Origin of the sequence: Pantoea sp. B_9 (genome assembly GCF_008632015.1) — a bacterium.
Classification (GTDB): Bacteria; Pseudomonadota; Gammaproteobacteria; order Enterobacterales; family Enterobacteriaceae; genus Pantoea; species Pantoea dispersa.
The window spans coordinates 1,235,944-1,259,284 of sequence record NZ_VWVL01000001.1 but is presented as its reverse complement, the minus strand read 5'-3'; the positions used below and the strand labels follow the sequence as shown (position 1 = coordinate 1,259,284).

Annotated in this window: 21 protein-coding genes; 8 read left to right on the top strand and 13 right to left on the bottom strand. The window is 56.6% G+C overall.

Features of this window, described 5'->3' with window-relative positions; all coding sequences use genetic code 11:
- Together ispA and xseB are read right to left on the bottom strand one after the other, a co-directional pair.
- Entirely contained in the window at window positions 1-900 is a 900-nt protein-coding gene (gene ispA / locus F3I21_RS06095; RefSeq protein ID WP_150058487.1) for a (2E,6E)-farnesyl diphosphate synthase, read from the bottom strand.
- Entirely contained in the window at window positions 900-1,142 is a 243-nt protein-coding gene (gene xseB / locus F3I21_RS06090) for an exodeoxyribonuclease VII small subunit (protein ID WP_021507169.1), read from the bottom strand. Before xseB ends, ispA begins: the two co-directional genes overlap by 1 nt.
- A 234-nt stretch (window positions 1,143-1,376) precedes the next feature.
- Between xseB and thiI the strand changes: the two genes are divergently transcribed.
- Window positions 1,377-2,825, top strand: a complete 1,449-nt coding sequence (thiI, locus tag F3I21_RS06085) for a tRNA uracil 4-sulfurtransferase ThiI (RefSeq protein ID WP_058757965.1) — start codon at window positions 1,377-1,379, stop codon at window positions 2,823-2,825.
- Between the two features lie 140 nt (window positions 2,826-2,965).
- Here the strand turns inward: thiI and yajL are convergent, their stop codons facing one another.
- Window positions 2,966-3,577 (bottom strand): protein deglycase YajL, encoded by a 612-nt coding sequence (yajL, locus tag F3I21_RS06080; protein ID WP_058757964.1) that lies wholly within the window; start codon window positions 3,575-3,577, stop codon window positions 2,966-2,968.
- Entirely contained in the window at window positions 3,531-4,451 is a 921-nt protein-coding gene (gene panE / locus F3I21_RS06075) for a 2-dehydropantoate 2-reductase (protein WP_150058486.1), read from the bottom strand. The genes yajL and panE overlap by 47 nt, the downstream gene beginning before the upstream one ends.
- A gap of 127 nt (window positions 4,452-4,578) precedes the next feature.
- On the opposite strand from panE, the gene F3I21_RS06070 reads away from it, so the two are divergent.
- Entirely contained in the window at window positions 4,579-5,070 is a 492-nt protein-coding gene (locus F3I21_RS06070) for a YajQ family cyclic di-GMP-binding protein (protein ID WP_021507173.1), read from the top strand.
- Here F3I21_RS06070 and F3I21_RS06065 read toward each other — a convergent pair.
- Window positions 5,067-6,833: a sigma-54-dependent Fis family transcriptional regulator gene (locus F3I21_RS06065; protein ID WP_150058485.1), complete on the bottom strand. Its 1,767-nt coding sequence runs from the start codon at window positions 6,831-6,833 to the stop codon at window positions 5,067-5,069. The two genes, F3I21_RS06070 and F3I21_RS06065, sit on opposite strands and share 4 nt — an antisense overlap.
- Before the next feature lie 261 nt (window positions 6,834-7,094).
- Here F3I21_RS06065 and F3I21_RS06060 point away from each other — a divergent pair, with 261 nt between their 5' ends.
- Both F3I21_RS06060 and adhP read left to right on the top strand, forming a co-directional pair.
- Entirely contained in the window at window positions 7,095-8,615 is a 1,521-nt protein-coding gene (locus F3I21_RS06060) for an aldehyde dehydrogenase family protein (RefSeq protein ID WP_150058484.1), read from the top strand.
- A gap of 30 nt (window positions 8,616-8,645) precedes the next feature.
- Window positions 8,646-9,686 (top strand): alcohol dehydrogenase AdhP, encoded by a 1,041-nt coding sequence (gene adhP / locus F3I21_RS06055; protein WP_021507176.1) that lies wholly within the window; start codon window positions 8,646-8,648, stop codon window positions 9,684-9,686.
- A gap of 56 nt (window positions 9,687-9,742) precedes the next feature.
- On the opposite strand, the gene F3I21_RS06050 is transcribed toward adhP, so the two are convergent.
- From F3I21_RS06050 to F3I21_RS06015, 8 genes are all read right to left on the bottom strand, one after another.
- On the bottom strand, window positions 9,743-11,107 hold the full coding sequence (locus tag F3I21_RS06050; protein ID WP_125309074.1) for an MFS transporter: 1,365 nt from the start codon (window positions 11,105-11,107) through the stop codon (window positions 9,743-9,745).
- Between the two features lie 203 nt (window positions 11,108-11,310).
- Window positions 11,311-12,198 (bottom strand): heme o synthase, encoded by an 888-nt coding sequence (gene cyoE, locus F3I21_RS06045; RefSeq protein WP_021507178.1) that lies wholly within the window; start codon window positions 12,196-12,198, stop codon window positions 11,311-11,313.
- 13 nt (window positions 12,199-12,211) lie between these two features.
- Window positions 12,212-12,541, bottom strand: a complete 330-nt coding sequence (locus tag F3I21_RS06040; protein WP_022549333.1) for a cytochrome o ubiquinol oxidase subunit IV — start codon at window positions 12,539-12,541, stop codon at window positions 12,212-12,214.
- A complete protein-coding gene (locus F3I21_RS06035) occupies window positions 12,541-13,155 on the bottom strand; it encodes a cytochrome o ubiquinol oxidase subunit III (protein ID WP_021507179.1) in 615 nt (204 codons plus the stop codon). Before F3I21_RS06035 ends, F3I21_RS06040 begins: the two co-directional genes overlap by 1 nt.
- Window positions 13,155-15,137, bottom strand: a complete 1,983-nt coding sequence (cyoB, locus tag F3I21_RS06030) for a cytochrome o ubiquinol oxidase subunit I (protein WP_021507180.1) — start codon at window positions 15,135-15,137, stop codon at window positions 13,155-13,157. The genes F3I21_RS06035 and cyoB overlap by 1 nt, the downstream gene beginning before the upstream one ends.
- Window positions 15,138-15,141: 4 nt before the next feature.
- Window positions 15,142-16,065 (bottom strand): cytochrome o ubiquinol oxidase subunit II, encoded by a 924-nt coding sequence (gene cyoA / locus F3I21_RS06025; protein ID WP_031279652.1) that lies wholly within the window; start codon window positions 16,063-16,065, stop codon window positions 15,142-15,144.
- Between the two features lie 438 nt (window positions 16,066-16,503).
- A complete protein-coding gene (gene ampG, locus F3I21_RS06020; protein WP_150058483.1) occupies window positions 16,504-17,991 on the bottom strand; it encodes a muropeptide MFS transporter AmpG in 1,488 nt (495 codons plus the stop codon).
- 55 nt (window positions 17,992-18,046) lie between these two features.
- Window positions 18,047-18,625 (bottom strand): lipoprotein, encoded by a 579-nt coding sequence (locus F3I21_RS06015; RefSeq protein WP_021507183.1) that lies wholly within the window; start codon window positions 18,623-18,625, stop codon window positions 18,047-18,049.
- 268 nt (window positions 18,626-18,893) lie between these two features.
- Here F3I21_RS06015 and bolA point away from each other — a divergent pair, with 268 nt between their 5' ends.
- The 4 genes from bolA to clpX all read left to right on the top strand — a co-directional run bounded on the left by bolA (window position 18,894) and on the right by clpX (window position 23,175).
- On the top strand, window positions 18,894-19,208 hold the full coding sequence (gene bolA, locus F3I21_RS06010) for a transcriptional regulator BolA (protein WP_058757958.1): 315 nt from the start codon (window positions 18,894-18,896) through the stop codon (window positions 19,206-19,208).
- Window positions 19,209-19,511: 303 nt separating this feature from the next.
- Window positions 19,512-20,816: a trigger factor gene (gene tig, locus F3I21_RS06000; protein ID WP_021507185.1), complete on the top strand. Its 1,305-nt coding sequence runs from the start codon at window positions 19,512-19,514 to the stop codon at window positions 20,814-20,816.
- 336 nt (window positions 20,817-21,152) lie between these two features.
- Window positions 21,153-21,776, top strand: coding sequence for an ATP-dependent Clp endopeptidase proteolytic subunit ClpP (gene clpP / locus F3I21_RS05995; protein ID WP_010616837.1), 624 nt, complete (start codon window positions 21,153-21,155; stop codon window positions 21,774-21,776).
- Between the two features lie 127 nt (window positions 21,777-21,903).
- A complete protein-coding gene (gene clpX / locus F3I21_RS05990; protein ID WP_021507186.1) occupies window positions 21,904-23,175 on the top strand; it encodes an ATP-dependent protease ATP-binding subunit ClpX in 1,272 nt (423 codons plus the stop codon).
- The last annotated feature ends 166 nt before the right edge of the window (window positions 23,176-23,341 follow it).

The following is a 23,341-nucleotide window of genomic DNA, read 5'->3' as shown; positions in this document are numbered from 1 at the left end:
TTATTTATCGCGTTCAATTATAAAGCTGGCCAGCGCCTGCAGAGCGGACGTGTCATACGACTGTGCCGCCAGCACCTCCAGCGCGCCCAGTGCTTCGCGATAGAGATCCTGCGCTTTGGCCCGCGCGTTATCCAGTCCCAGCAGCGCCGGGTAAGTGCTTTTCCCCAGCGCCTGATCGGCTCCCTGGGTTTTGCCCAGAACGGCGGTATCGCCGACCACATCGAGGATGTCATCCTGCACCTGAAACGCCAGTCCGATGGCGTTGGCGTAGATATCCAGCTGCGGCAGCGCATCGCGGCCCGCTGTACCTGCTGTGAGGGCGCCGAGACGCACGGCGGCGCGGATCAGCGCGCCGGTTTTGTGGCGATGGATCTGCTCCAGCTGGTTCAGGTCCACGGATTGGCCTTCGGCGGCTAAATCCAGCGCCTGGCCACCGCACATGCCGGCCACGCCGCTGGCCTGCGCCAGTTCGGAAATCATGGCAATGCGATCCTGCGGGCTTACGCCGGGCATCGGCTGGTCCGCAAGAATGGTAAACGCCAGGGTTTGCAGGGCATCGCCGGCCAGAATTGCCGTGTCTTCGCCATATTTGATATGGCAGGTTGGCTGCCCGCGACGTAACGCATCGTCGTCCATCGCCGGCAGGTCATCATGAATCAATGAGTAAGCGTGAATGCACTCCACCGCTGCGGCGGGGGCATCCAGGCTGGCCGCCTCGGCGCGCAGCATCTCGCCAGTGGCATACACCAGAAACGGGCGCAGGCGCTTACCCCCTAATAGTGCCCCATATTGCATGGCGTTCACCAGAGGAGAACTCTGAAAAGGAAGTGGATCTATTAAGCGCGTCAACGCCTGGTTCACGCGCTCATGGTAGGCGCGCTGCAGTTGCACGAAATCCATTACTCATTTTCCGGCGTGAAAGGGGTGAGCGGGGCGTCTTTGTCGTCGCTCAGCAGAATCTGCACGCGCTGTTCCGCCGCCTGCAGGGTTTGCTGGCCGCTGCGTGCCAGCTGTACGCCGCGCTCGAATTCATTCAGCGCCTCTTCCAGCGGCAGTTCGCCACTCTCCAGACGGCTGACAATCTGTTCCAGCTGCTGCAGTGCGTTTTCGAAACTCACGGGCGCTTCGGCTTTTTTCGGCATAATCAGTGTCGACTCACAGGTTGGGACATTATGTTGCAATCGGTCATGGTAGCCGACGGGCATTGATTAGCAAAATAATCAATGCGGCGAAGGTTGCTTACAGCAGTCACCTAACAAAGGTGATATACTTGCGCGCCTCGGATGCGGTGGCTGATGCCAACCCGCAATTATATGATTTTACCAGCTAAGTGTTGATGATTTTAGCACTTATTTGCCCAACGAAGCTGTGTCGCCATGAAGTTTATCATCAAGCTCTTCCCTGAAATCACCATCAAAAGTCAGTCGGTGCGCCTGCGCTTTATCAAAATTCTGACCGGTAACATCCGTAATACCCTGCGCACCCTCGACGAAGAGATCGCCGTGGTGCGCCACTGGGATCACATCGAAGTGCGCGCGAAGAAGGAAGCGCTGCGTGCCACCGTCACGGAAGAGCTGACGCGCATTCCCGGTATCCACCATGTGCTGGCGGTCGAAGACCGCGCCTATACCGACATGCACGATATCTTCGAGCAGACGCTGGCGCTCAACCGCGAGCGGCTGGAAGGCAAGAGCTTCTGCGTGCGCGTGAAGCGTCGCGGCAAGCACAGCTTTAGCTCGCAGGATGTGGAGCGCTACGTCGGCGGCGGTCTCAATCAGCACATTGAAAGCGCGCGCGTGCAGCTGAATCACCCGGATGTGACGGTGAATCTGGAGATTGAAGACGATCGCCTGCTGCTGATTACCGGCCGCTATGAAGGCCTGGGCGGCTTCCCGATCGGCACCCAGGAAGATGTGCTGTCGCTGATTTCCGGCGGCTTTGACTCCGGCGTCTCCAGCTATATGCTGATGCGCCGCGGCTGTCGCGTGCACTACTGCTTCTTTAACCTCGGCGGCGCGGCGCATGAAATCGGCGTGCGTCAGGTGGCGCACTATCTGTGGCAGCGTTTTGGCCGTTCACATCGCGTGCGTTTTGTCGCCATCAATTTTGAGCCGGTGGTGGGCGAGATTCTGGAAAAAGTTGATGACGGCCAGATGGGCGTGGTGCTGAAGCGCATGATGGTGCGTGCGGCGTCAATGGTGGCTGAGCGTTACGGCGTGCAGGCGCTGGTGACCGGTGAGGCGCTGGGCCAGGTCTCCAGCCAGACGCTGACTAACCTGCGTTTGATTGATAACGCGTCCGACACGCTGATTCTGCGCCCGCTGATCTCGCACGATAAAGAGCACATCATCAATATTGCGCGTCAGATCGGCACCGAAGACTTTGCCCGCACCATGCCGGAGTACTGCGGCGTGATTTCGAAAAGCCCCACGGTGAAAGCGGTGAAGGCGAAGATCGAAGCCGAAGAGCAGAACTTCGATTTCGACATTCTGCAGCGCGTGGTGCAGGAAGCCAGCAACGTCGATATCCGTGAAATTGCGGAGCAGACGGAAGACGAAGTGGTGGAAGTGGAAACCGTGGCGTCATTCAGCGGCAACGATGTGGTGCTGGATATCCGTTCAATTGATGAACAGGACGACAAGCCGCTGGCGCTGACCGGCGTGGAAGTGAAATCGCTGCCGTTCTATAAGCTGAGCACTCAGTTCGGCGATCTCGATCAGAGCAGAACCTGGTTGCTGTACTGCGATCGCGGCGTGATGAGCCGGTTGCAGGCGTTGTATCTGCACGAGCAGGGCTTTAAGAACGTGAAGGTGTACCGTCCGTAATCGCGGGGGAGTTAAGCCTGGCGCGCCTGATTTCGGGTGCATGGGCAAAACCCGGTGCGCAGGAATGCGCACCCTGTAATCACCGCGACGAATAAAACTGTGCACTGATCTCGTGGGGTCGCCATTGATGGCGACCTTTTTTACGCGCGCTCTTCAAATTCCTGATAATTATAAATCCCTGCCGCCAGCACCAGCTGTGACGCGACTTCACGTGCTTGCTCTTTATCCACCAGCAGATCAATCAGCTTCAGGGCAAAATCGATCGCCGTGCCCGGCCCCTGGCTGGTCAGCAGATTAACGCGCGGATCCCACACCACGCGGCGCTCCATCCATTTCTCCTCCGGAATGGTGTGCTTCAGGCCGGGAAAACCGGTCATGTTGCCCACCGGAAACAGGTCATGCGGCACCAGCACCGTGCCCGGCGCGGCACAGATCGCCGCGACAATGTTGCCCGCCAGATGGCACTGGCGTACCGTCTCCACCAGCAGCGGACTGTCGCGGAAGGTTTCAGCGCCTTTGAGGCCGCCCGGCAGGACGATGGCGGCAAAATCGTTATCCGCCACTTCAACCAGCGGTGCGTCAGCCAGCAGGCGTACGCCGCGGGAGCAGACAATCTCGCGCGTGCCGTCGCTCTCCACGCTGGCGGTGGTCACCTTCAGGCCGGCGCGGACCAGCAGGTCGATAGTGGTGACCGCTTCGGTCTCTTCACTGCCATGGGCCAGGCAAACCAGCACTGATGCGTTCGCGCTCATATTGGGACTCCTTGCGTTTAATCAGGTCGTACAGGCGGGTGTTTTCCGGCAGTGCAATCCCCTGCGCGCGGGCGCGGCGCAGCAGGTAGCCGGTAATGTAATCAATTTCAGTCTGACGCTGCGCACGCACATCCTGCAGCATTGAGGAGACGTTGGCGGCGGTGCTGTCGATGACGTCGTAGATAATGTCGCGCAGGTTATCCAGCGCAATGTGCTGGCCCTCGCGCTCCATCACCCAGGCCAGCTCCTCGCACAGCCGGTTAATCTGCTCCGGCCAGGCGCGCAGCGCGCCATTCTGGCAGTCGTGCTCAACCGTCAGCGTGTTGATCACGCAGTTAACTGCCAGTTTGCGCCAGCTGGCGGACGCGATGTTATCGTGCCACGCCACGTCCGGCAGCGCCTGATGCAGAATATCGGCGATATCGCTCAGCGCCGCGCTTTCGCGGCTGGCAGGCCCGATGTGGGTGATGCCCTGCGCGACATATTTAATCACCGTGCCGTCGCGCATCGCCGCGTGCGTGGTGATGCCGCGCAGCAGCGGTTGCTGCACTTCTTTGAGCTCTTCGATCGTACCCATGCCGTTGTGCAGCAGCAGGATCGGCGCGTGGCGCGGCAGCACGCTTTGCAGGTTTTTCACCGCAGGTGAAACCTGTGGCGCTTTCAGGGTCACCAGTAGCAGCTGGCTTTCAGCCAGAAACAGCGGATCGTTAGCGATGAAGGTGTGATTGCTGACGTGGCCCTGCGGATCGACCACGTTGACCGAACAGTACGGCTGCGGTACGCGCAGCCAGCCCTGAACGTCATGTCCCTGGCGTGCAAGGGCCGCGAGCCAGATTTGCCCCAGGGCGCCGCAACCCAACACGGTAATTTTCATTATGCCTCCCGCTGGCGGGTGGGTGAATGGGTGTCACACCCTTAATTATAGCTTTCCGCGTCGCGTGTTTTATTAGCGCGACAAGACGCGTATTATGCATGTCACTTTAGTATCAGGAGAAGAAAAGATGCCATCTTTCGATATCGTTTCCGAAGTCGAACTGCCGGAAGTGCGTAATGCGGTGGAGAATGCCAACCGTGAGATCTCAACCCGTTTCGATTTCCGCAACGTGAGCGCCAGCTTTGAGCTCAACGAAAAGAATGAGACCATCAAAGTCACCAGCGAATCGGATTTTCAGGTGAAGCAGCTGGTGGATATTCTGCGTGAAAAGCTGCTGAAGCGCGGCATTGAAGGCGCGGCGATTGAAGTACCGGAAGAGATTGTGCACAGCGGTAAAAGCTGGAGCGTTGAAGCGAAGCTGAAAAAAGGCATCGAAAGCGATGTCGCGAAGAAAATCGTTAAGCTGATCAAAGACAGCAAACTGAAAGTGCAGACGCAGATTCAGGGTGAAGAGCTGCGCGTCACAGGTAAATCCCGCGACGATCTGCAGGGTGCGATGGCGCTGGTGCGCGGTGGCAACCTGGGTCAGCCGTTCCAGTTCAAAAACTTCCGCGATTAATCCCCTCTGTCGCGTGCCGCACGACGATACAGCGTGCTGCGCGCGACCCCCAGCGCCTGCGCCGCTTTACTGATATTGCCGTCATAGCGCTGCAGCGTTTCACTGATCAGCTGTTCATCGTGGCGTTCGCGCAGCGGCGGGGCTGGTGGGCGGCGATACTCTGCCGGCAAGTGACTTTCCGTCAGCGTTTCGCCCTCATCGGCGAGCGCCAGCAGCACGCGCAGCAGACTACGTAGCTGGCGCACATTGCCCGGCCACGGCTGCTGCGCCAGCGCCGTCAGCAGCGCCTGAGACAGCTGTACGCCACGCTGCGCGGCTCCCAGTTCCTGCCATAAATCGCGGATAAACCCGGCGACGTGCGGCCAGGCGCGCAGCGGCGGAAGGGTCAGGGCGAACTCCTGCAGACGATAGAGCAAATCTTCACGAAATTCGCCGGCGGTCACGCGCTGGGCCAGATCGCGATGCGTGGCGCAAATCACGGCAAAATTCACCGGCCAGCTGCGACTGGAGCCGAGTGGCGCCACCTCTTTTTCCTGCAGCACGCGCAGCAAACGGGTCTGCAGCGTCAGCGGCATATCACCGATTTCATCCAGAAACAGCACGCCGCCATCTGCTTCGCGAATTTTGCCGATGTAGCCATTTTTACTGGCGCCGGTAAATGCGCCGGGCTGGTAGCCAAACAATTCGGATTCAATCAGCGCTTCGGGGATGGCGGCACAGTTGATGGCGACAAACTTGCCCGTGCGCCAGCGGCTTTGCTGGTGCAGCGCGCGGCTGACATACTCCTTGCCGCTGCCAGTTTCACCATAAATGCACAGCGAAACGCCGGCATCCAGCAAGCGCAGCATTTTTGCGCCGTCAGCTCCCAGCACGCGCGGCAGATCATGCGTGCGACTGTCCGGCACGCTGACGTGGCTGCGCTGCGGCGCGCGCAGGCGGAACCAGTAGCGCTGCGTGCCAATGTCGACCGCGGCGGGAACGCTGTTGGCCTGCTGCTGCAGTTGCGGAAACAGCTGCTGAAACGTCAGGCTGGCAAAGCGGTCGGCGCTGAGAGCCAGTTCGCGCATCGCCAGCCGGTTGGCTGCGGTCAGCACATTGTCAGAGAATACCAGCAGCAGTTCATCACTGGTGTCGATGCCCTGCGGCTGCGGATGCAGACTGAGCAGCCACTGCTGCGGATGCAGGCTCTGCTTCACCCACAGGTACTCGATCTGCTTTGCCGCTGCTTTCACCCGGTTCAGGGTATGCGGATGCGGAAAGTGTGCCGGACCCGAGATATCCAGCACGCCGGCTATCTGGCCGTTGGGCATCTGCAACGGCATCGCGGCACAGTACAGACCCTGATTGCGCGTCAGGAAATGCTGCTGGCCATCAATTTCACAGCCGTCATCAATCGCCAGCGCGGTGCCAATCGCATTGGTACCGCGTCCGCATTCACTCCACAGATTGCCGGGTGCCAGGGCAAACCGCTGGGCTTTCTCCAGCGCCTGCATATCGCCAAAAGTGTTCAGCACCAGCCCGCTGGCATCGGACAGGATCACCACCGACTGTGTCTCCGCCATCTGCTGCGCCAGCTGGCGGATGACCGGCTGCGCAAACTGCTGCAACCCGGCGTTGCTGGCCAGCACATCGGCCAGCTCGCCCTGACGCACGCGCGGGAAATCGTCGGCGCTGCGCTCTAATCCATACAGCTGGCTGCGGAACCAGGAGTCGCTTAACAGCGGGTTGGCGTGCACGGCAGACGCGGCTGAATTTCCCTGCATGAGTGACCTCAGAACGGCGTGTAAGTGTTGCAACATTGTAGCGTTCGGGTTTCTGCACTGTTGCGATACGCAACACAGATACAATGTTTGTCGTGGAGGACTGACAGGGTAGCTGGCGGGGAATGAATTTATTTGATTGATAAATAATGCATTTATCGCTTTTGCGCCTGATGAGAAAAAACTGGCACGCGCGCTGCAATACCGACACAGGCAGTTGCGCTGCCTGTTCAGACCCTCTGACCTGATAATAAGGAGTTTGCGATGCGTTATGCACATCCCGGCACGCCCGGCGCGCTGGTCTCTTTCCAGGCGACCTACGGCAACTATATCGCCGGCAACTTCACCGAGCCGCTGAGCGGCCAGTACTTTATGAACACCTCGCCGGTAGACGGCAGCGATATTGCCCGGTTCCCGCGCTCCGACGCGCGCGATATCGATCTGGCGCTGGATGCCGCGCATCAGGCTGCGGATGCGTGGGGCAAAACCAGCGTACAGCAGCGCGCCAACCTGCTGCTGCAGGTGGCCGATCGCATGGAAGCCAGTCTTGAGAAGCTGGCGGTAGCGGAGAGCTGGGATAACGGTAAACCGATTCGCGAGACGCTCAACGCCGATCTGCCGCTGGCGGTCGACCATTTTCGCTATTTTGCCGGCTGCCTGCGCGCGCAGGAGGGCAGCACCGCTGAGATCGACGAAACCACGGTGGCCTATCACTTCCACGAGCCGCTCGGCGTGGTCGGACAGATCATCCCGTGGAACTTCCCGCTGCTCATGGCGGCGTGGAAGCTGGCACCGGCGCTGGCCGCCGGTAACTGCGTGGTGCTGAAACCGGCTGAGCAGACGCCGCTTGGTATTACGCTGCTGATGGAGCTGATTGGCGATCTGTTCCCTCCGGGCGTGCTGAATGTAGTGCAGGGCTTTGGCCGCGAAGCCGGCGAAGCGCTGGCCACCAGCAAGCGCATCGCTAAAATTGCCTTTACCGGATCCACGCCGGTCGGGCGGCATATCATGGCCTGTGCGGCGGAGAACATCATTCCCTGCACCGTCGAGCTGGGCGGCAAATCACCTAACATCTACTTCGCGGATGTGATGTCGGGCGAAGAGGCGTTCATCGAGAAAGCGGTCGAGGGGCTGGTGCTGGGCTTCTTTAATCAGGGCGAAGTCTGTACCTGTCCATCGCGCGCGTTGATTCATGAATCGATCTACCAGCCCTTTATGGAGCGGGTGCTGGCCAAGGTTGCCACCATTCGCCGTGGCGATCCGCTCGATACCGACACCATGATCGGTGCTCAGGCTTCGCGCCAGCAATTCGACAAAATCCTGTCCTACATCAACATTGCCCGCGAGGAAGGGGGGCAGATTCTGACAGGGGGCGAGCGTGCGCATATCGCCGCGGAGCTGGATAACGGATTCTACATCCAGCCCACCCTGATCAAGGGCAGCAACCAGATGCGCTGTTTCCAGGAGGAGATTTTTGGGCCAGTGATTGGCGTCACCACATTCCATGATGAGGCAGAGGCGCTCGCGATCGCCAATGAAACCCAGTTTGGTCTGGGCGCGGGCGTGTGGACGCGCGATACCAATCTGGCGTATCGCATGGGCCGCGGCATTAAAGCCGGTCGCGTCTGGACCAACTGCTATCACATCTATCCCGCCCATGCGGCATTCGGTGGCTACAAGCAGTCGGGCGTCGGGCGTGAAACCCACAAAATGGCGCTCAGCGCCTATCAGCAAACCAAAAATCTGCTGGTCAGCTATGGCATAGCGCCACTGGGGCTGTTCTGAGTCCGCATCCGTTCAAATGGAGAGTGAAAGATGAATATGCAAATCAAAACCACCATGAAAGCCGCAATTGTAAAGGCGTTTGGTGAACCGCTGGTGATTGAGCAGGTGCCGGTGCCGTCCGTTGGGCCAGGACAGATTCTGGTGAAAATCGCCGCTACCGGCGTGTGCCACACCGACCTGCACGCCGCCGAAGGCGACTGGCCGATCAAGCCCAATCCGCCGTTTATTCCCGGCCATGAAGGCGTCGGGCAGGTGGTGGCCATTGGCGAGGGCGTGAAACATCTCAAACTGGGCGATCGCGTCGGGGTACCGTGGCTTTACTCGGCGTGTGGTCACTGCGAGCACTGCCTCGACAGCTGGGAAACGCTGTGTCTGTCGCAGCAGAATGCCGGCTATTCAGTCAACGGCAGCTTTGCCGAGTACTGCCTGGCGGATGCCAACTACGTCGGCATCATTCCGGATAACGTTGAGTTCAATGAAGTGGCACCGATTTTGTGTGCCGGCGTAACCGTCTACAAAGGCCTGAAGATGACCGATACCAAACCAGGGGACTGGGTGGTGGTTTCCGGCATCGGCGGGCTGGGGCACATGGCTATTCAGTATGCGGTGGCGATGGGGCTCAACGTGGCGGCGGTCGACATCGACGACGATAAGCTGGCATTTGCCAAACGGCTCGGTGCCAGCGTGGTTGCCAATGCGAAGCAGGTCGATCCGGCGAAAGTGTTCCAGGAAAGTTTTGGCGGTGCGCACGGTGTGCTGGTAACGGCGGTCTCGCCAAAAGCGTTTGAACAGGCGATCGGCACGCTGCGTCGCGGCGGCACCATGGTGCTCAACGGCCTGCCGCCGGGGAAATTCGATCTCTCGATCTTCGACATGGTGCTGGATGGCATTACGGTGCGCGGCTCGATTGTCGGCACGCGTAAAGATCTGCAGGAGGCACTGGATTTTGCCGGTCGCCATAAGGTGAAAGCGAATGTCGCGGTTGAGCCGCTGACTAACATCAACGATATCTTTGCGCGCATGCACGCCGGCAAAATTGAAGGGCGTATTGTGGTGGATATGTCGCTGTAGTGACGCTGAGCGGACCGCGTGGCGCCAGAGCATCGCGGTCCGCTGTGGCTAAGTCATTAACTGCTGGCGAGCAGCGCCTCCAGCTCCACGCGGCTCGTCACTTTGCTGTCAATTTTAATGTAGGCGCTTTTCTCTTCCGGCACGATAAACACTGACGCCACGCCGGGCTGCGCGCGCAGCCGCTTCTCCAGATTCGGTACTGCCAGCACCGCATCACTCAGCACCAGGCGCAGGCTGCTGACGTACGGCGGCTCCTGCATCGACATGGCGACAAACAGCCAGGCCGCAGCCACTATCGCGCCGACCAGAAACACCGTTTGCGCATCGAAGTGGCCGAAAATCCAGCCGCCCAGGCTGCCACCAATCGCGACGCCAATAAACTGGCTGGTGGAATAAATCCCCATGGCCGTGCCTTTGTAGCCCGCCGGCGACTCTTTGCTGATCAGCGAGGGCAGAATCGCTTCCATCAGGTTAAAGGCGAGGAAAAACAGCTGCACGCCAATCACCAGCGTCCAGAAGTGGCCTGCGGCGCCCCACAGCACAATTTCCGCGATGATGATCAGCGCCACGCAGCCGACAAACACCCGCTTCATGCGGCGTTTTACCTCGGCATAAATAATAAACGGCACCACGGCGACAAACGCCACCAGCATGGTCACCAGATACACTTTCCAGTGTTCAGCCGCCGGGAAGCCCGCCTGTTCAAACTGGCCCGGCAGCGCGACGAAGCTCGACATCAGCAAAATGTGCAGACAGAGAATGCCGATATTCAGCTTCAGCAATTTGGGATTAGCCAGCACTGCGCGAATGCTGCCTTTGACCATGCCGGATTCGCGGTTCAATACGTGGCCCGGCGCATTGGGCACGACCAGCAGGGTGATCACGATCCCCAGGCTGGCGAGCAGGGCAATCATCCAGAACAGCGCGTGCAGACCCAGCGCGTGCGTGACAATCGGGCCGACCACCATGGCAATCGCAAAGGTAACGCCGAAGCTGATGCCGATAAACGCCATCGCTTTGGTGCGGTTCTGTTCACGGGTCAGGTCTGACAGCAGCGCCATCACCGCCGCGGCAATGGCACCGGAGCCCTGCAGCGCGCGACCAAGGATAATGCCCCAGATGGAGCTGCTGGTGGCGGCAATAAGGCTACCAAGCACAAACAGCAGCAGGCCACCGACAATCAGCGGCTTGCGGCCGATACGGTCGGACAGCAGACCAAAGGGGATCTGAAACACGGCCTGCGCCAGACCATAAATACCAATTGCCAGACCGATTAACGTTTCGCTGGCGCCCTGTAAAGCCATACCGTAAGTGGTCAGTACCGGCAGGACCATAAACATTCCCAGCATGCGCAGGGAAAAAACTGTGCCTAAACCCCATGTTGCCCGAAGCTCAACTGGTGTCATTCTATTATCGTTCATTCCAACCTCTGTAAGTTTATGCCCCTGGGACTTCAGGTTGCAGCGGCACAGGTTGCGCGCCCTTATCTGCGACCCGACTCACCGGGACATGCAGCGCTTATTTTAGAAAGCAGGGCAGGGCGGGTAAAACAATTGTTTTTAAGCAGTGGTAACAAAAAGAAAGGGCGCGAAATTCGCGCCCTTGTCCGGAGTAACGGTCTGACTTACCAGACGTAAGTCAGCAGGTCCTTAGAGGCCGGGGCCATAAAGTCCACCGACATCATCACGCTCAGCGCAGTGATGGCGACAATGGAGAACACGAACAGTTTACGCGCCCAAACCTTATCGTTTGAGGTTTTGTAACCTGACAGTGCCATACCCAGCCACCACACGCTGACGGCGGCAGCCACCACCAGATATTTGTAGCCAGCATAACCGCCCAGCGACAGCATCAGCGTGGCAATCATGAACGCCAGGATGTACAGCGTAATATGATTTTTCGCCACGGAGATGCCTTTCACCACCGGCAGAACCGGAATATTGGCGGCCTGATAATCTTTGAAGCGGAAGATGGCAATCGCGTAGGAGTGCGGCATCTGCCACAGGCTAAAGATAGCCAGTAAGATTAACGCGCCAGCATCAAACTGGTTGGTCACCGCGCAGTAGCCAATCACTGGCGGCGCAGCGCCAGAGAGGCTGCCAATCAGCGTGCCATAGACCGAATGACGCTTCATGTAGAGGCTGTAAATGCCGACATAGACGACGAAGCCCATCACCGCCAGCCACATGGCCAGCGGGTTAGCGCCAAAATACAGCAACGCAAAGCCAGCAATACCCAATGCGGTTGCATAAACCAGGCTTACTTTCGCCGAGATCAGGCCTTTGACCAGAACACGGTTCCGCGTTCTCTCCATTTTGATGTCGATGTCGCGGTCAATCACATTGTTGAATACACAACCGGATGCGACCACCAGCGAAACGCCCACCAAAGCGACGAGAAACAGGGGGTAATCAATGCTGCCTTTTGAAGCCAGCAGGAATCCACCGATCACAGAAATTAAATTGCCGAAAATAATTCCTGGTTTTGTTACTTGCAGGTATTGCTTAATCATTACGCGTGACTCTTTAGTGGGCCATCATGTTGTAGTTGAGGTTCCACATAATCCACAGTGAGCCAATCACCACAATCAGGATAATGACTGCGGAGAAGACAATGGCCACCATGTTCCAGCCACCCTCGGACTTGCTGTCCAGATGCAGGAAGTAGACCAGGTGCACCAGCACCTGAACCACTGCACACACCAGAACCACACCCAGAATGGTGCCGTGAGAAGCACTGCCATCCATCACCATCCAGAACGGGATCGCCGTCAGGATGATCGAGAGGATGAAGCCGATCATGTAGGACTTCACGCTACCGTGAGATGCACCATGTTCGTTTACAGAATGACTCATTACATGGCCCCCATCAGATAGACAACGGTGAATACGCAGATCCACACCACATCCAGGAAGTGCCAGAACAGGCTCAGACACATGATACGGGTGCGGTTGGTGGCGCTCAGACCGCGTTTAGCGATCTGGAACATCAGCACGGCCATCCAGATCAGACCAGAGGTCACGTGCAGACCGTGCGTACCGACCAGAGTAAAGAAGCCAGACAGGAAGCCGCTGCGGTCAGGACCGAAACCTTCCTTGATCAGGTGATGGAATTCATAGATTTCCATCCCGATAAATCCGGCACCGAACAGGAAGGTCAACGCCAGCCAGCTGATGACCGAACCTTTGTTCTGGTTGTTCATCGCAATCACTGCCATACCATACGTGATGGAGCTCAGCAGCAGCAGCGCGGTTTCAACCAGCACAAACGGCAGTTCGAAGATATCTTTACCTGCCGGGCCACCGGCAGTGTTGTTAACCATGACCGCATAGGTCGCAAACAGGGTTGCGAAGATAATGCAGTCACTCATCAGGTAGATCCAGAAGCCAAAGACTTTATTGGCTCCCGCATCGTGATGCCCATGCTCCGCATGGGCGTCGTGGTGGTGTTTAACGGTTTCAGTTGACATTATTTCAGACCTGCTTTGCTGATGTCATCAAAGTGCTTCTTCTCGATCTGCTCGATTTCAGCAACCGGTACGTAGTAATCCACGTCTTCATCGAAGCTCTTCACAATCCAGGTCACGATGGTGCCAAGGAAAGTAAGACCTGCCAGCCACCAGATGTGCCAGATCAGGGCAAAACCGAAGACTGTCATGAAGGCAGCGATAACAATGGCCGCGCCGCTGTTTTTCGGCATATGAATTTCTTCATATTTTTCTGGCTGCTTGTACGCTTCGCCTTTCTCTTTCATTTCCCAGAACGCATCACGCTCGTGGATATGTGGGATCACAGCAAAGTTGTAGAACGGCGGAGGTGAAGAGGTTGCCCACTCCAGCGTACGGCCGCCCCACGGGTCACCAGTCAGATCGCGGTTCTGCTCACGGTCACGTACCGATACCCAGAACTGGATAAGCTGGCACAGGATACCGCAGGCGATCAGCGCTGCACCGCCTGCTGCAACCACCAGCAGAGAGTGGAACTGCGGATCGATGTCCTGGCTCAGACGACGGGTCATCCCCATGAAGCCCAGCGCGTACAGCGGCATAAAGGCAACGAAGAAACCGATGATCCAGAACCAGAAAGCACGTTTGCCCCAGGTTTCGTTCAGGGTGAAGCCGAAGGCTTTCGGGAACCAGTAGGTCACGCCAGCCATACAACCGAACACCACACCACCGATGATAACGTTGTGGAAGTGTGCAATCAGGAACAGGCTGTTGTGCAGCACGAAGTCTGCGCCTGGCACCGCCAGCAGTACGCCGGTCATCCCACCAACGGAGAAGGTCACCAGGAAGCCGATGGTCCACAGCATCGCCGAGTTGAACTCGATACGACCCTGATACATGGTGAACAGCCAGTTAAAGATTTTCACCCCGGTCGGAATCGCGATGATCATCGTCATGATACCGAAGAAGGCGTTAACGTTCGCACCGGCACCCATGGTGAAGAAGTGGTGCAGCCAAACGATGAACGACAGAACGGTAATGGCGATGGTTGCCCACACCAGCGAGGTGTAACCAAACAGACGCTTTTTCGAGAAGGTGGCCGTGACTTCAGAGAAGACACCAAACACCGGCAGAACGAGGATGTACACCTCCGGGTGACCCCAGACCCAGATCAGGTTGACGTACATCATCATGTTACCGCCCATATCATTGGTAAAGAAATGGAAGTCGAGGTAACGATCAAGCGTCAACAGTGCCAGCGTCACGGTCAGAACCGGGAACGCAGCGATAATCAGGACGTTAGTACACAGTGCTGCCCAGGTGAATACCGGCATCTTGAACAGGTCCATGCCCGGTGCACGCATCTTCAGAATGGTCACGAAGAAGTTGATACCGGTCAGCGTGGTACCAATACCGGAGAGCTGGAGACTCCAGATCCAGTAATCGACCCCGACGCCAGGACTGTATTCTGCCCCCGAGAGCGGTGGATAAGCCAGCCAGCCGGTCTGTGCGAATTCGCCCACACCCAGTGACAGGTTAACCAGGATCACACCGATAGCGGTGAACCAGAAGCTCAGGTTGTTCAGGAACGGGAAGGCAACGTCACGGGCACCGATTTGCAGCGGAACCGCGATGTTCATCAGACCCACCACGAAAGGCATCGCCACGAAGAAGATCATGATCACGCCGTGAGCGGTGAAGATCTGGTCGTAGTGGTGCGGTGGCAGTATGCCTGCTTCCCCGGCGGAAGCCATCACCTGTTGGGTACGCATCATTACCGCATCGGCAAAGCCGCGCAGCAGCATGACAAAGGCCATGATGATGTACATGATACCCAGTTTTTTGTGGTCGATGGAGGTTAACCATTCAGACCACAGATACTGCCATTTACCGAAATAGGTAATAGCAGCGATCAGCGCCAGACCACCAATGATGATACCGGCGACCGTAACCATGATAATGGGTTCATGGTAGGGCACTGCATCCAGTGTTAATTTTCCGAACATCGTATTATTCCTCGGCTCCCGCAGCTGCGGCGTGATTCATGTCCATGCCTTCGTGCGACATGTCCATTTTCCCGTGGCTCATCATGAACTTATCAATAACCTGCTTGAACAGTTCCGGATTCGCAGTTGAGAAATATTCCACCGGGTGATTTTCGCTTGGCGCAGCCAGTTTTTCGAAATCATCCATGGTGGTCAGCGTGTTAGGTGCCGCTTTAACTTTGGCAACCCACTGCTGGAATTCCGCATCGTCTTTGGTGGCAATGGCTTTGAACTTCATGCCAGAGAAACCGCGACCGCTGAAGTTAGCAGAGATACCGTCGAACGTACCTGGCTCGTTGGCGATCAGGTGCAGTTTGGTCTGCATACCCGCCATGGCGTAGATCTGGCTGCCGAGCGTAGGAATAAAGAAGGAGTTCATGACGGAGTTCGAGGTGATCTTGAAGTTCACCGGAGTATTTGCCGGGAAGGCAATCTGGTTGACGGTTGCAATACCCTGTTCCGGGTAGATGAACAGCCATTTCCAGTCCAGTGCCACTACGTCGATCTCAACCGGTTTCACGTCAGAGGCCAGCGGTTTGCTCGGCTCCAGCGCGTGGGTTGATTTCCAGGTCAGCACGCCGAGGAAGAGAATGATCAGGATCGGAATGGTCCAGACCACGGCTTCCACTTTGTTAGAGTGTGACCAGTTAGGGCTATACTTCGCGTTGGTATTGGTTGCCCGATATTTCCAGGCGAACACAACAGCCATTAAGACTGCCGGAATAACGACGATCATCATCAAGCCGAAAGCTGTCAGAATCAGTGAACGTTGCTCCAGTGCAATCTGTCCCTTGGGATTTAACAACGCACTATCGCAGCCGCTGAGTAATACAGCGCCTGCAATTAATGACAAAATCCCCAAACTTTTATTGTATTTCCTGAGTCTCATTTAACGACCTCAATGACAAAGGGCTCTATTGTCGTTTAAGTGTGCGCGCATTTTACGGGAAGGTTTATGCAGTGTAAACCAGCTTAAGGATGTGTCAGAAGGCTGTTGACACCTTTTGCTAAGGGTGTCACAGATGTTGCGCAGGGTGACAAATTATTAACTGCGACAAGCAGTTGGCGGCAATATAACAAAAACCAATGACATTAACCGCAGAGAAAACAGGGAAAGCATAAACCGGAGTTTTAATACTCATTTATTTAACAATTCTGCATCATTTTGGCGATGAAATTTCTACAAATTAATTGCTCACCGGATTTAAATATTACGCGGGTTTGTTAATTTAATGTTTCTATTTCGCGTTAAAAAAAATGCTATCGCTTAAAATTCGCCGGGGGCTATTTTTAAGCGATTTATCCCCGTCTGGCAAATAGCGCAGCGTTAATGTGCACGATTTGACGCTGTTTTTCTTAATGCCAGCCAGTCCAGCATCACGCCGAGCAGCACCGCCAGCAGCGCCAGCGCCATCCCTGCCTCAAACAGATGGGTCGGCAGCGTCGCGCTGTGCCAGATATCCGCCGCACGCAGTGCCAGCGTCAGCAGCCAGAGCGCCAGCAGCGTACAGCCCGCCGCGAACAGGCGTACCGTCCAGCGATAACCCTGTGGCCACAGGCTGCGCTTCATGAATTCACCGCTGTGCTGCATTGCCTGCAGCGTGCCGCGACATGCCCACAGCAGCAGCAGGCCCGGTACGGCGGCCACCACGGTAAAGGCGTAAAATACCGGCCAGCCCCACAGTTCGACCAGCCAGCCAGCCGCCGGACCGACATACACGCGTCCAACCGCTGACAGCGCTGACAGCAGCGCGAACTGCGTGGCCGAGAACGATTTGTTGCACAGCGTCATCAGCAACGCCACAAAGGCGGCGGTGCCCATGCCGCCGCACAGGTTTTCGATAAATACCGCGCTGGCCATGCTCCACAGATGCGGTGGCGTTACCGCCAGCAGCCAGTAAGCGAAATTAGATACTGCCTGCAGCACGCCGAAGATCATCAGCGCGCGGAACAGGCTCAGGCGTTGCATCAGCACGCCGCCGTACAGCGCACCAATAATGGTCGCCAGCAGGCCGAGCGTTTTATTCACCAGACCGACATCGCCGGCGCTGAAGCCCACGCCGCGAATCAGAAAGGTGGTGGTGAGCGAAGCGGCGAACGCGTCGCCCAGCTTGTAGAGAATGATTAAGGTGATCAGCAGCCAGGCGTTGTTGCGCTGAAAGAAATCCTTTAGCGGAAACGCGACGGCCTGACGCAGCGAGTGCGGCTCGCGCACCGGCGCCTCAGGTTCACGCGCCAGCAGCGTGGCGATCAGTCCGGGCACCATCAGCAGCGCCATCAGCCAGTAGGTGGCCTGCCAGCCGAGATAGCGATCCGCCAGCCACAGCGCCAGGCCGCCGGAAATCAGCATCGCCAACCGGTAACCGAGCACGGTAATCGCCGCGCCGCTGCCGCGCTCTTCCGGCGGCAGCACATCGGTTTTCCACGCATCAAACACAATATCCTGCGAGGCTGAGCAGAACGCCACCAGCACCGCCAGCGCCGCCAGCAGGGTAAGGTCGCGTGATGGCTGCATAAAGCCCATCGCCACAATGCCGGCAATCAGCGCTAACTGCGTGACCAGCAGCCAGCCGCGCCGCCGGCCAAGAAAGGGCGGGGTATAGCGATCCATCATCGGCGACCACAGGAACTTAAACACGTAAGCCTGACCGACGAGGGAGAAGAAACCAATGGTTTTCAGGTCGACATCCTCTACCGTCATCCACGCCTGGAGCGTACCGGCGGTCAGCGCCAGCGGCAGACCGGAAGCGAAACCGAGCAGCAGCAGGACCGCAGCGTTACGTTGGGTAAAAATACGCAGATAGTGAGATGTCATAGCCAGCCTGAAATGAAGCCCGGTCAGCGGGGACCGGGCAGGTTACTGCGGAAAATTAACGCGCGTTTTGCTTGATGAAGTTATTGACGCTGGTGTCCTGCGCCATATCGGCAATCACGTCGCTCAGGGTCGAGTTAACCGCGTTGGTGATTTTATCGTTAGTGGCGCTGAAGGCACCCTCTACGCTGTAAGTCTGACGGTAGTTTTTCACCTGCTTGTTGCCGTTTTTCGCGGTAGCGATAATAGAGATATCCGCTTTGGTGGTGATGCTGTAACGCACGTTGCCCTGCGTAACATCGGCGTACAGGCCATTAACCACGATCTGCAGATCTACCGCGCCGTTCGGGCCAATCATGTAGCCGCGCGAGGTCATCTGCTTCTCCAGCACTTCCTGCAGCAGGAAACGCAGGTCGCGTGACGGGGTCAGGGTGATCAGCTGGCCGTCGCGGTTCACTTTGGCCAGCGCCTGATCGCTGCGCTGATCGGCACCGTTAACGCTGACGGTAACGCCCATCAGGCTCGGATCCTGCTGTGGCAGCTGGATTTTTGGCTGGATGTTCAGCGTGGTGTTATTGCTGGCGCAGCCGGCCAAAATAAAGGCAGCCAGCAGAGGGAATAACAGTTTTTTCAACATACTCATTCTCGTTAGCATATGGGTTGGTTTGCAAAACTGCGGCCATCATAGCATTGCGGCACGGCGAAAAAAGCCCCGCACCAGGGGAAATTGATTGTAAAGGATTTTTTCGGACAGCCGGACGCGGTAACCGATTGACCGACAGCCTGAGCAGGCTAAGATGCGCAGCGCAGCAGGATTTATTTCCTGCCGGACTGCGGGAAAGGTAAAAAACCTACTAATATTTAAACAGATGGGGCACAGCGCTCGCCGTAGAGGAGTGTTAACAATGATTCGCGAACAAATAGAAGAAAAGCTGCGTAACGCTTTTGAGCCTGCACATCTCGAAGTGCATGACGAAAGCTATCGTCATAACGTGCCTGCCGGTTCTGAAAGTCACTTCAAAGTGGTGATCGTCAGCGACCTTTTCACCGGACAGCGCTTCCTGCAGCGTCACCGCGCCATTTATGGCGAGCTGGCGACCGAGCTGGCAGGCAGCGTCCATGCGCTGGCGCTGCATACCTACACGCGCAAAGAGTGGGATGGGCTGCAGGATACCGTACTCGCCTCACCGAACTGTCGCGGTGCCGGTACGCTGGCCTGAGTTTTCCTCTCCAGCTTCCTCCAAAACGGCCTGCGGGCCGTTTTTTCTTACCTCAATGATGCACAAACGCGATCTGCGGCGCAAAAAAGCAGCAAAACCGTTAAAAAGTGGTGAGTTTGCAGCCTCGACTCATTCCGGGGATGCCGCTATAATGCGGCGTCTATTTTTCCGGAATGTCTTCGGGACGCTTCTGGTGACAGGGATTAGGTTCTGCCTGCAGAGGCCGTCCCGGTTGTTGGATACGGCGCATTAATTGTGTGGTGTCTGAAGTTGACCGAGCACGTGATTTTTTGAGGTAACAAGATGACAGTTTCAGTAGAAACCACTCAGGGTCTGGGCCGTCGCATTTCGATTACTGTTCCTAAGGACAGCATCGAAAGCGCAGTGAAGAAAGAACTGGTGGAAGTGGCTAAGAAAGTCCGTATCGACGGTTTCCGTAAAGGCAAAGTGCCGGCTACCATCATTAATCAGCGCTACGGTGCCTCTGTTCGTCAGGACGTCCTGAGCGAGCTGATGACGCGTAACTTCGTTGACGCCATCATCAAAGAGAAGATCAACCCAGCTGGCGCACCGAACTACGTGCCGGGTGAGTATAAAGAAGGTGAAGATTTCACTTACGCGGTTGAGTTCGAAGTGTATCCGGAAGTTGAGCTGAAAGGCCTGGATGCAATCGAAGTCGAAAAACCGGTGGTTGAAGTGACCGACGCTGACGTCGACACCATGCTGGAAACCCTGCAGAAGCAGCAGGCGACCTGGAAAGAGACCGATGCAGCGGCATCAGCAGAAGATCGCGCGACCATCGATTTCACCGGCTCTGTAGACGGCGAAGAGTTCGAAGGCGGCAAAGCGTCTGACTTCGTGCTGGCGATGGGTCAGGGTCGTATGATCCCAGGCTTCGAAGAAGGCATCACTGGCAAGAAAGCCGGCGACACCTTCACCATCGACGTGAAATTCCCGGATGACTACCACGCGGAAAACCTGAAAGGCAAAGATGCGAAGTTCGACATCGTGCTGAAGAAAGTGGAAACCCGCGAACTGCCGGAGCTGACCGCTGAATTCATCAAGCGTTTCGGCGTGGAGGATGGCTCCATCGAAGGTCTGCGCGCTGAAGTGCGTAAGAACATGGAGCGCGAGCTGAAAGGCGCTATCCGTAACCGCGTGAAGACGCAGGCGATTGACGGTCTGGTTAACGCGAACGAAATCGACGTGCCAGTGGCACTGATCGACAGCGAAATCGACGTTCTGCGTCGTCAGGCTGCACAGCGTTTCGGCGGCAACGAGAAGCAGGCGCTGGAACTGCCACGTGAACTGTTCGAAGAGCAGGCAAAACGTCGCGTTGTGGTCGGTCTGCTGCTGGGCGAAGTAATTCGCATCAACGAGCTGAAAGCCGATGAAGATCGCGTTAAAGCGCTGATCGAAGAGATGGCTTCTGCGTACGAAGATCCGCAGGAAGTGATCGAGTTCTACAGCAAAAACAGCGAGCTGATGAACAACATGCGCAACGTTGCGCTGGAAGAGCAGGCGGTTGAAGCGGTACTGGCGAAAGCCAAAGTGACTGACAAAGCCACTAACTTCCAGGAGCTGATGAACCAGACCTCTGCGGCCTGATTCGTGAGTTAACCCTGAGTGCTAAAGCCCGCGACCGCTGTGTCGCGGGCTTTTTCGTTTCTGGTGGAAACCAACCACATTTGTGCGCTATTTGACTAATTAGTCGGCAAATTCTTCGCTAAGCTGTTTTTCCGTGTTAGCGAATGGGGAAAAGGTTGTTATGCTTGAAACAACTGGGCTGCATCCCCAGATACAGGGAGAATGCGTGAAAACAGTAAGACTGGCTGATTAACCGTCCTGTTATGTCGGAACGAGACCGCTGCGCATAGTTTTCGCCGCGCGCCTCGCGTAAAATCGGTACAGAATGTTGCCAATGAAATTTATCAGGAGACGGTAATGTCATACAGTGGCGATCGTGAATTTACTGCACCAACCAATGCGCTGGTGCCAATGGTGGTCGAACAAACCTCGCGCGGCGAGCGTTCTTACGACATCTACTCCCGCCTGCTTAAAGAGCGCGTGATCTTCCTGACCGGTCAGGTTGAGGATCACATGGCGAACCTGATTGTGGCGCAGATGCTGTTTCTGGAAGCTGAGAATCCTGAAAAAGACATTTACCTCTACATTAACTCGCCAGGTGGTGTGATTACCGCCGGTATGTCGATTTATGACACAATGAAGTTCATCAAGCCGGACGTGAGCACCATCTGTATGGGCCAGGCCTGTTCGATGGGCGCATTCCTGCTGACGGCGGGGACTAAAGGCAAGCGCTTCTGTCTGCCAAACTCACGCGTGATGATTCACCAGCCGCTGGGCGGTTATCAGGGCCAGGCCACGGATATTGAGATCCACGCGCGTGAAATCCTGAAAGTGAAGCAGCGTATGAATGAGCTGATGGCGGAACATACCGGCAAATCGCTGGAGCAGATTGAACGCGACACCGAGCGCGATCGTTTCCTCTCTGCCAGCGAAGCGGTAGAGTATGGCCTGGTCGACTCCATCCTGACGCATCGCCAATAAGACACATCTGTCTGCCCCTTACGCTATAGTTAACGGGTGCAGACAGGTGAGTTGCATGCATATCGGCCGTTGCTGTGCGGCCATTGCCGTACACCAATTAGGTCTGAGAACGAAAAGAGGTTAGCTGATGACAGATAAGCGCAAAGACGGTTCAGGTAAGTTGCTGTACTGCTCTTTCTGCGGCAAAAGCCAGCATGAAGTCCGTAAGCTGATTGCCGGGCCGTCAGTGTATATTTGCGACGAGTGTGTCGATCTGTGTAACGACATCATTCGCGAAGAGATTAAAGAAGTGGCCCCGCACCGCGAGCGCAGCGCGCTCCCGACGCCGCATGAGATCCGCCATCACCTTGACGATTATGTTATCGGTCAGGAGAAGGCGAAAAAAGTGCTGGCGGTGGCGGTGTACAACCACTACAAACGTCTGCGTAACGGCGACACCAGCAACGGGATTGAACTGGGCAAAAGTAACATTCTGCTGATCGGTCCAACCGGTAGCGGTAAGACCCTGCTGGCGGAAACGCTGGCGCGCCTGCTGGATGTGCCTTTCACCATGGCGGATGCCACCACGCTGACCGAAGCCGGTTACGTGGGCGAGGATGTGGAAAACATCATCCAGAAACTGCTGCAGAAGTGCGACTACGACGTACAGAAAGCGCAGCGCGGCATCGTGTACATCGATGAAATCGATAAGATTTCCCGTAAATCAGACAACCCGTCTATCACCCGTGATGTGTCAGGTGAAGGCGTGCAGCAGGCGCTGCTGAAACTGATTGAAGGCACGGTGGCTGCCGTGCCGCCGCAGGGTGGACGTAAGCATCCGCAGCAGGAGTTTCTGCAGGTCGACACCTCGAAAATCCTGTTTATCTGTGGCGGTGCGTTTGCCGGCCTCGATAAAGTGATTTCACAGCGTGTTGAAACCGGCTCCGGTATTGGCTTTGGCGCGACCGTCAAAGGTAAATCGCAGAAAGCCAGCGAAGGCGAGTTGCTGTCACAGGTTGAGCCGGAAGATCTGATCAAATTTGGTCTGATTCCGGAGTTCATTGGCCGTCTGCCGGTGGTGGCGACGCTCAACGAGCTGAGCGAAGAAGCGCTGATCCAGATCCTGCGTGAACCGAAAAACGCGCTGACCAAGCAGTATCAGGCGCTGTTTAACCTGGAAGGCGTGGAGCTGGAGTTCCGTGACGAAGCGCTGACGGCGATTGCGAAAAAAGCCAACTCGCGTAAAACCGGGGCACGTGGTCTGCGTTCTATCGTAGAAGCGGCGCTGCTCGAAACCATGTACGACCTGCCATCAATGGAAGGCGTAGAGAAAGTGGTGATCGATGAGTCAGTAATCGAGGGGCAATCTGACCCGATGCTGATTTACGGTAAGCATGAAGCCCAGGCTTCTGGCGAATAAATAATCAATTACACCGCGTTGTTATCTTAAAAAAGGGGAAAATGTTTCCCCTTTTATTTTTCTCACCTCTGTGACATTGAATGTCGTGCAAGCATCCCCATATACTCATAATCCTGTGGGTCTAACTGCATACAGCCTGTATCACGCGGTTCCCATCACCTGGCGG

Excerpts from the sequence above, each read along its gene's own strand:
- F3I21_RS06040 (WP_022549333.1), bottom strand. The coding sequence starts at position 12,541 with ATGAGTCATTCTGTAAACGAACATGGTGCATCTCACGGTAGCGTGAAG.
- tig (WP_021507185.1), top strand. The coding sequence starts at position 19,512 with ATGACAGTTTCAGTAGAAACCACTCAGGGTCTGGGCCGTCGCATTTCG.
- F3I21_RS06015 (WP_021507183.1), bottom strand. The coding sequence starts at position 18,625 with ATGTTGAAAAAACTGTTATTCCCTCTGCTGGCTGCCTTTATTTTGGCC.
- ampG (WP_150058483.1), bottom strand. The coding sequence starts at position 17,991 with ATGACATCTCACTATCTGCGTATTTTTACCCAACGTAACGCTGCGGTC.
- ispA (WP_150058487.1), bottom strand. The coding sequence starts at position 900 with ATGGATTTCGTGCAACTGCAGCGCGCCTACCATGAGCGCGTGAACCAG.
- F3I21_RS06050 (WP_125309074.1), bottom strand. The coding sequence starts at position 11,107 with ATGAACGATAATAGAATGACACCAGTTGAGCTTCGGGCAACATGGGGT.
- xseB (WP_021507169.1), bottom strand. The coding sequence starts at position 1,142 with ATGCCGAAAAAAGCCGAAGCGCCCGTGAGTTTCGAAAACGCACTGCAG.
- cyoA (WP_031279652.1), bottom strand. The coding sequence starts at position 16,065 with ATGAGACTCAGGAAATACAATAAAAGTTTGGGGATTTTGTCATTAATT.
- F3I21_RS06070 (WP_021507173.1), top strand. The coding sequence starts at position 4,579 with ATGCCATCTTTCGATATCGTTTCCGAAGTCGAACTGCCGGAAGTGCGT.
- adhP (WP_021507176.1), top strand. The coding sequence starts at position 8,646 with ATGAATATGCAAATCAAAACCACCATGAAAGCCGCAATTGTAAAGGCG.
- panE (WP_150058486.1), bottom strand. The coding sequence starts at position 4,451 with ATGAAAATTACCGTGTTGGGTTGCGGCGCCCTGGGGCAAATCTGGCTC.
- F3I21_RS06060 (WP_150058484.1), top strand. The coding sequence starts at position 7,095 with ATGCGTTATGCACATCCCGGCACGCCCGGCGCGCTGGTCTCTTTCCAG.
- clpX (WP_021507186.1), top strand. The coding sequence starts at position 21,904 with ATGACAGATAAGCGCAAAGACGGTTCAGGTAAGTTGCTGTACTGCTCT.
- thiI (WP_058757965.1), top strand. The coding sequence starts at position 1,377 with ATGAAGTTTATCATCAAGCTCTTCCCTGAAATCACCATCAAAAGTCAG.
- yajL (WP_058757964.1), bottom strand. The coding sequence starts at position 3,577 with ATGAGCGCGAACGCATCAGTGCTGGTTTGCCTGGCCCATGGCAGTGAA.
- F3I21_RS06035 (WP_021507179.1), bottom strand. The coding sequence starts at position 13,155 with ATGTCAACTGAAACCGTTAAACACCACCACGACGCCCATGCGGAGCAT.
- bolA (WP_058757958.1), top strand. The coding sequence starts at position 18,894 with ATGATTCGCGAACAAATAGAAGAAAAGCTGCGTAACGCTTTTGAGCCT.
- clpP (WP_010616837.1), top strand. The coding sequence starts at position 21,153 with ATGTCATACAGTGGCGATCGTGAATTTACTGCACCAACCAATGCGCTG.
- cyoB (WP_021507180.1), bottom strand. The coding sequence starts at position 15,137 with ATGTTCGGAAAATTAACACTGGATGCAGTGCCCTACCATGAACCCATT.
- cyoE (WP_021507178.1), bottom strand. The coding sequence starts at position 12,198 with ATGATTAAGCAATACCTGCAAGTAACAAAACCAGGAATTATTTTCGGC.
- F3I21_RS06065 (WP_150058485.1), bottom strand. The coding sequence starts at position 6,833 with ATGCAGGGAAATTCAGCCGCGTCTGCCGTGCACGCCAACCCGCTGTTA.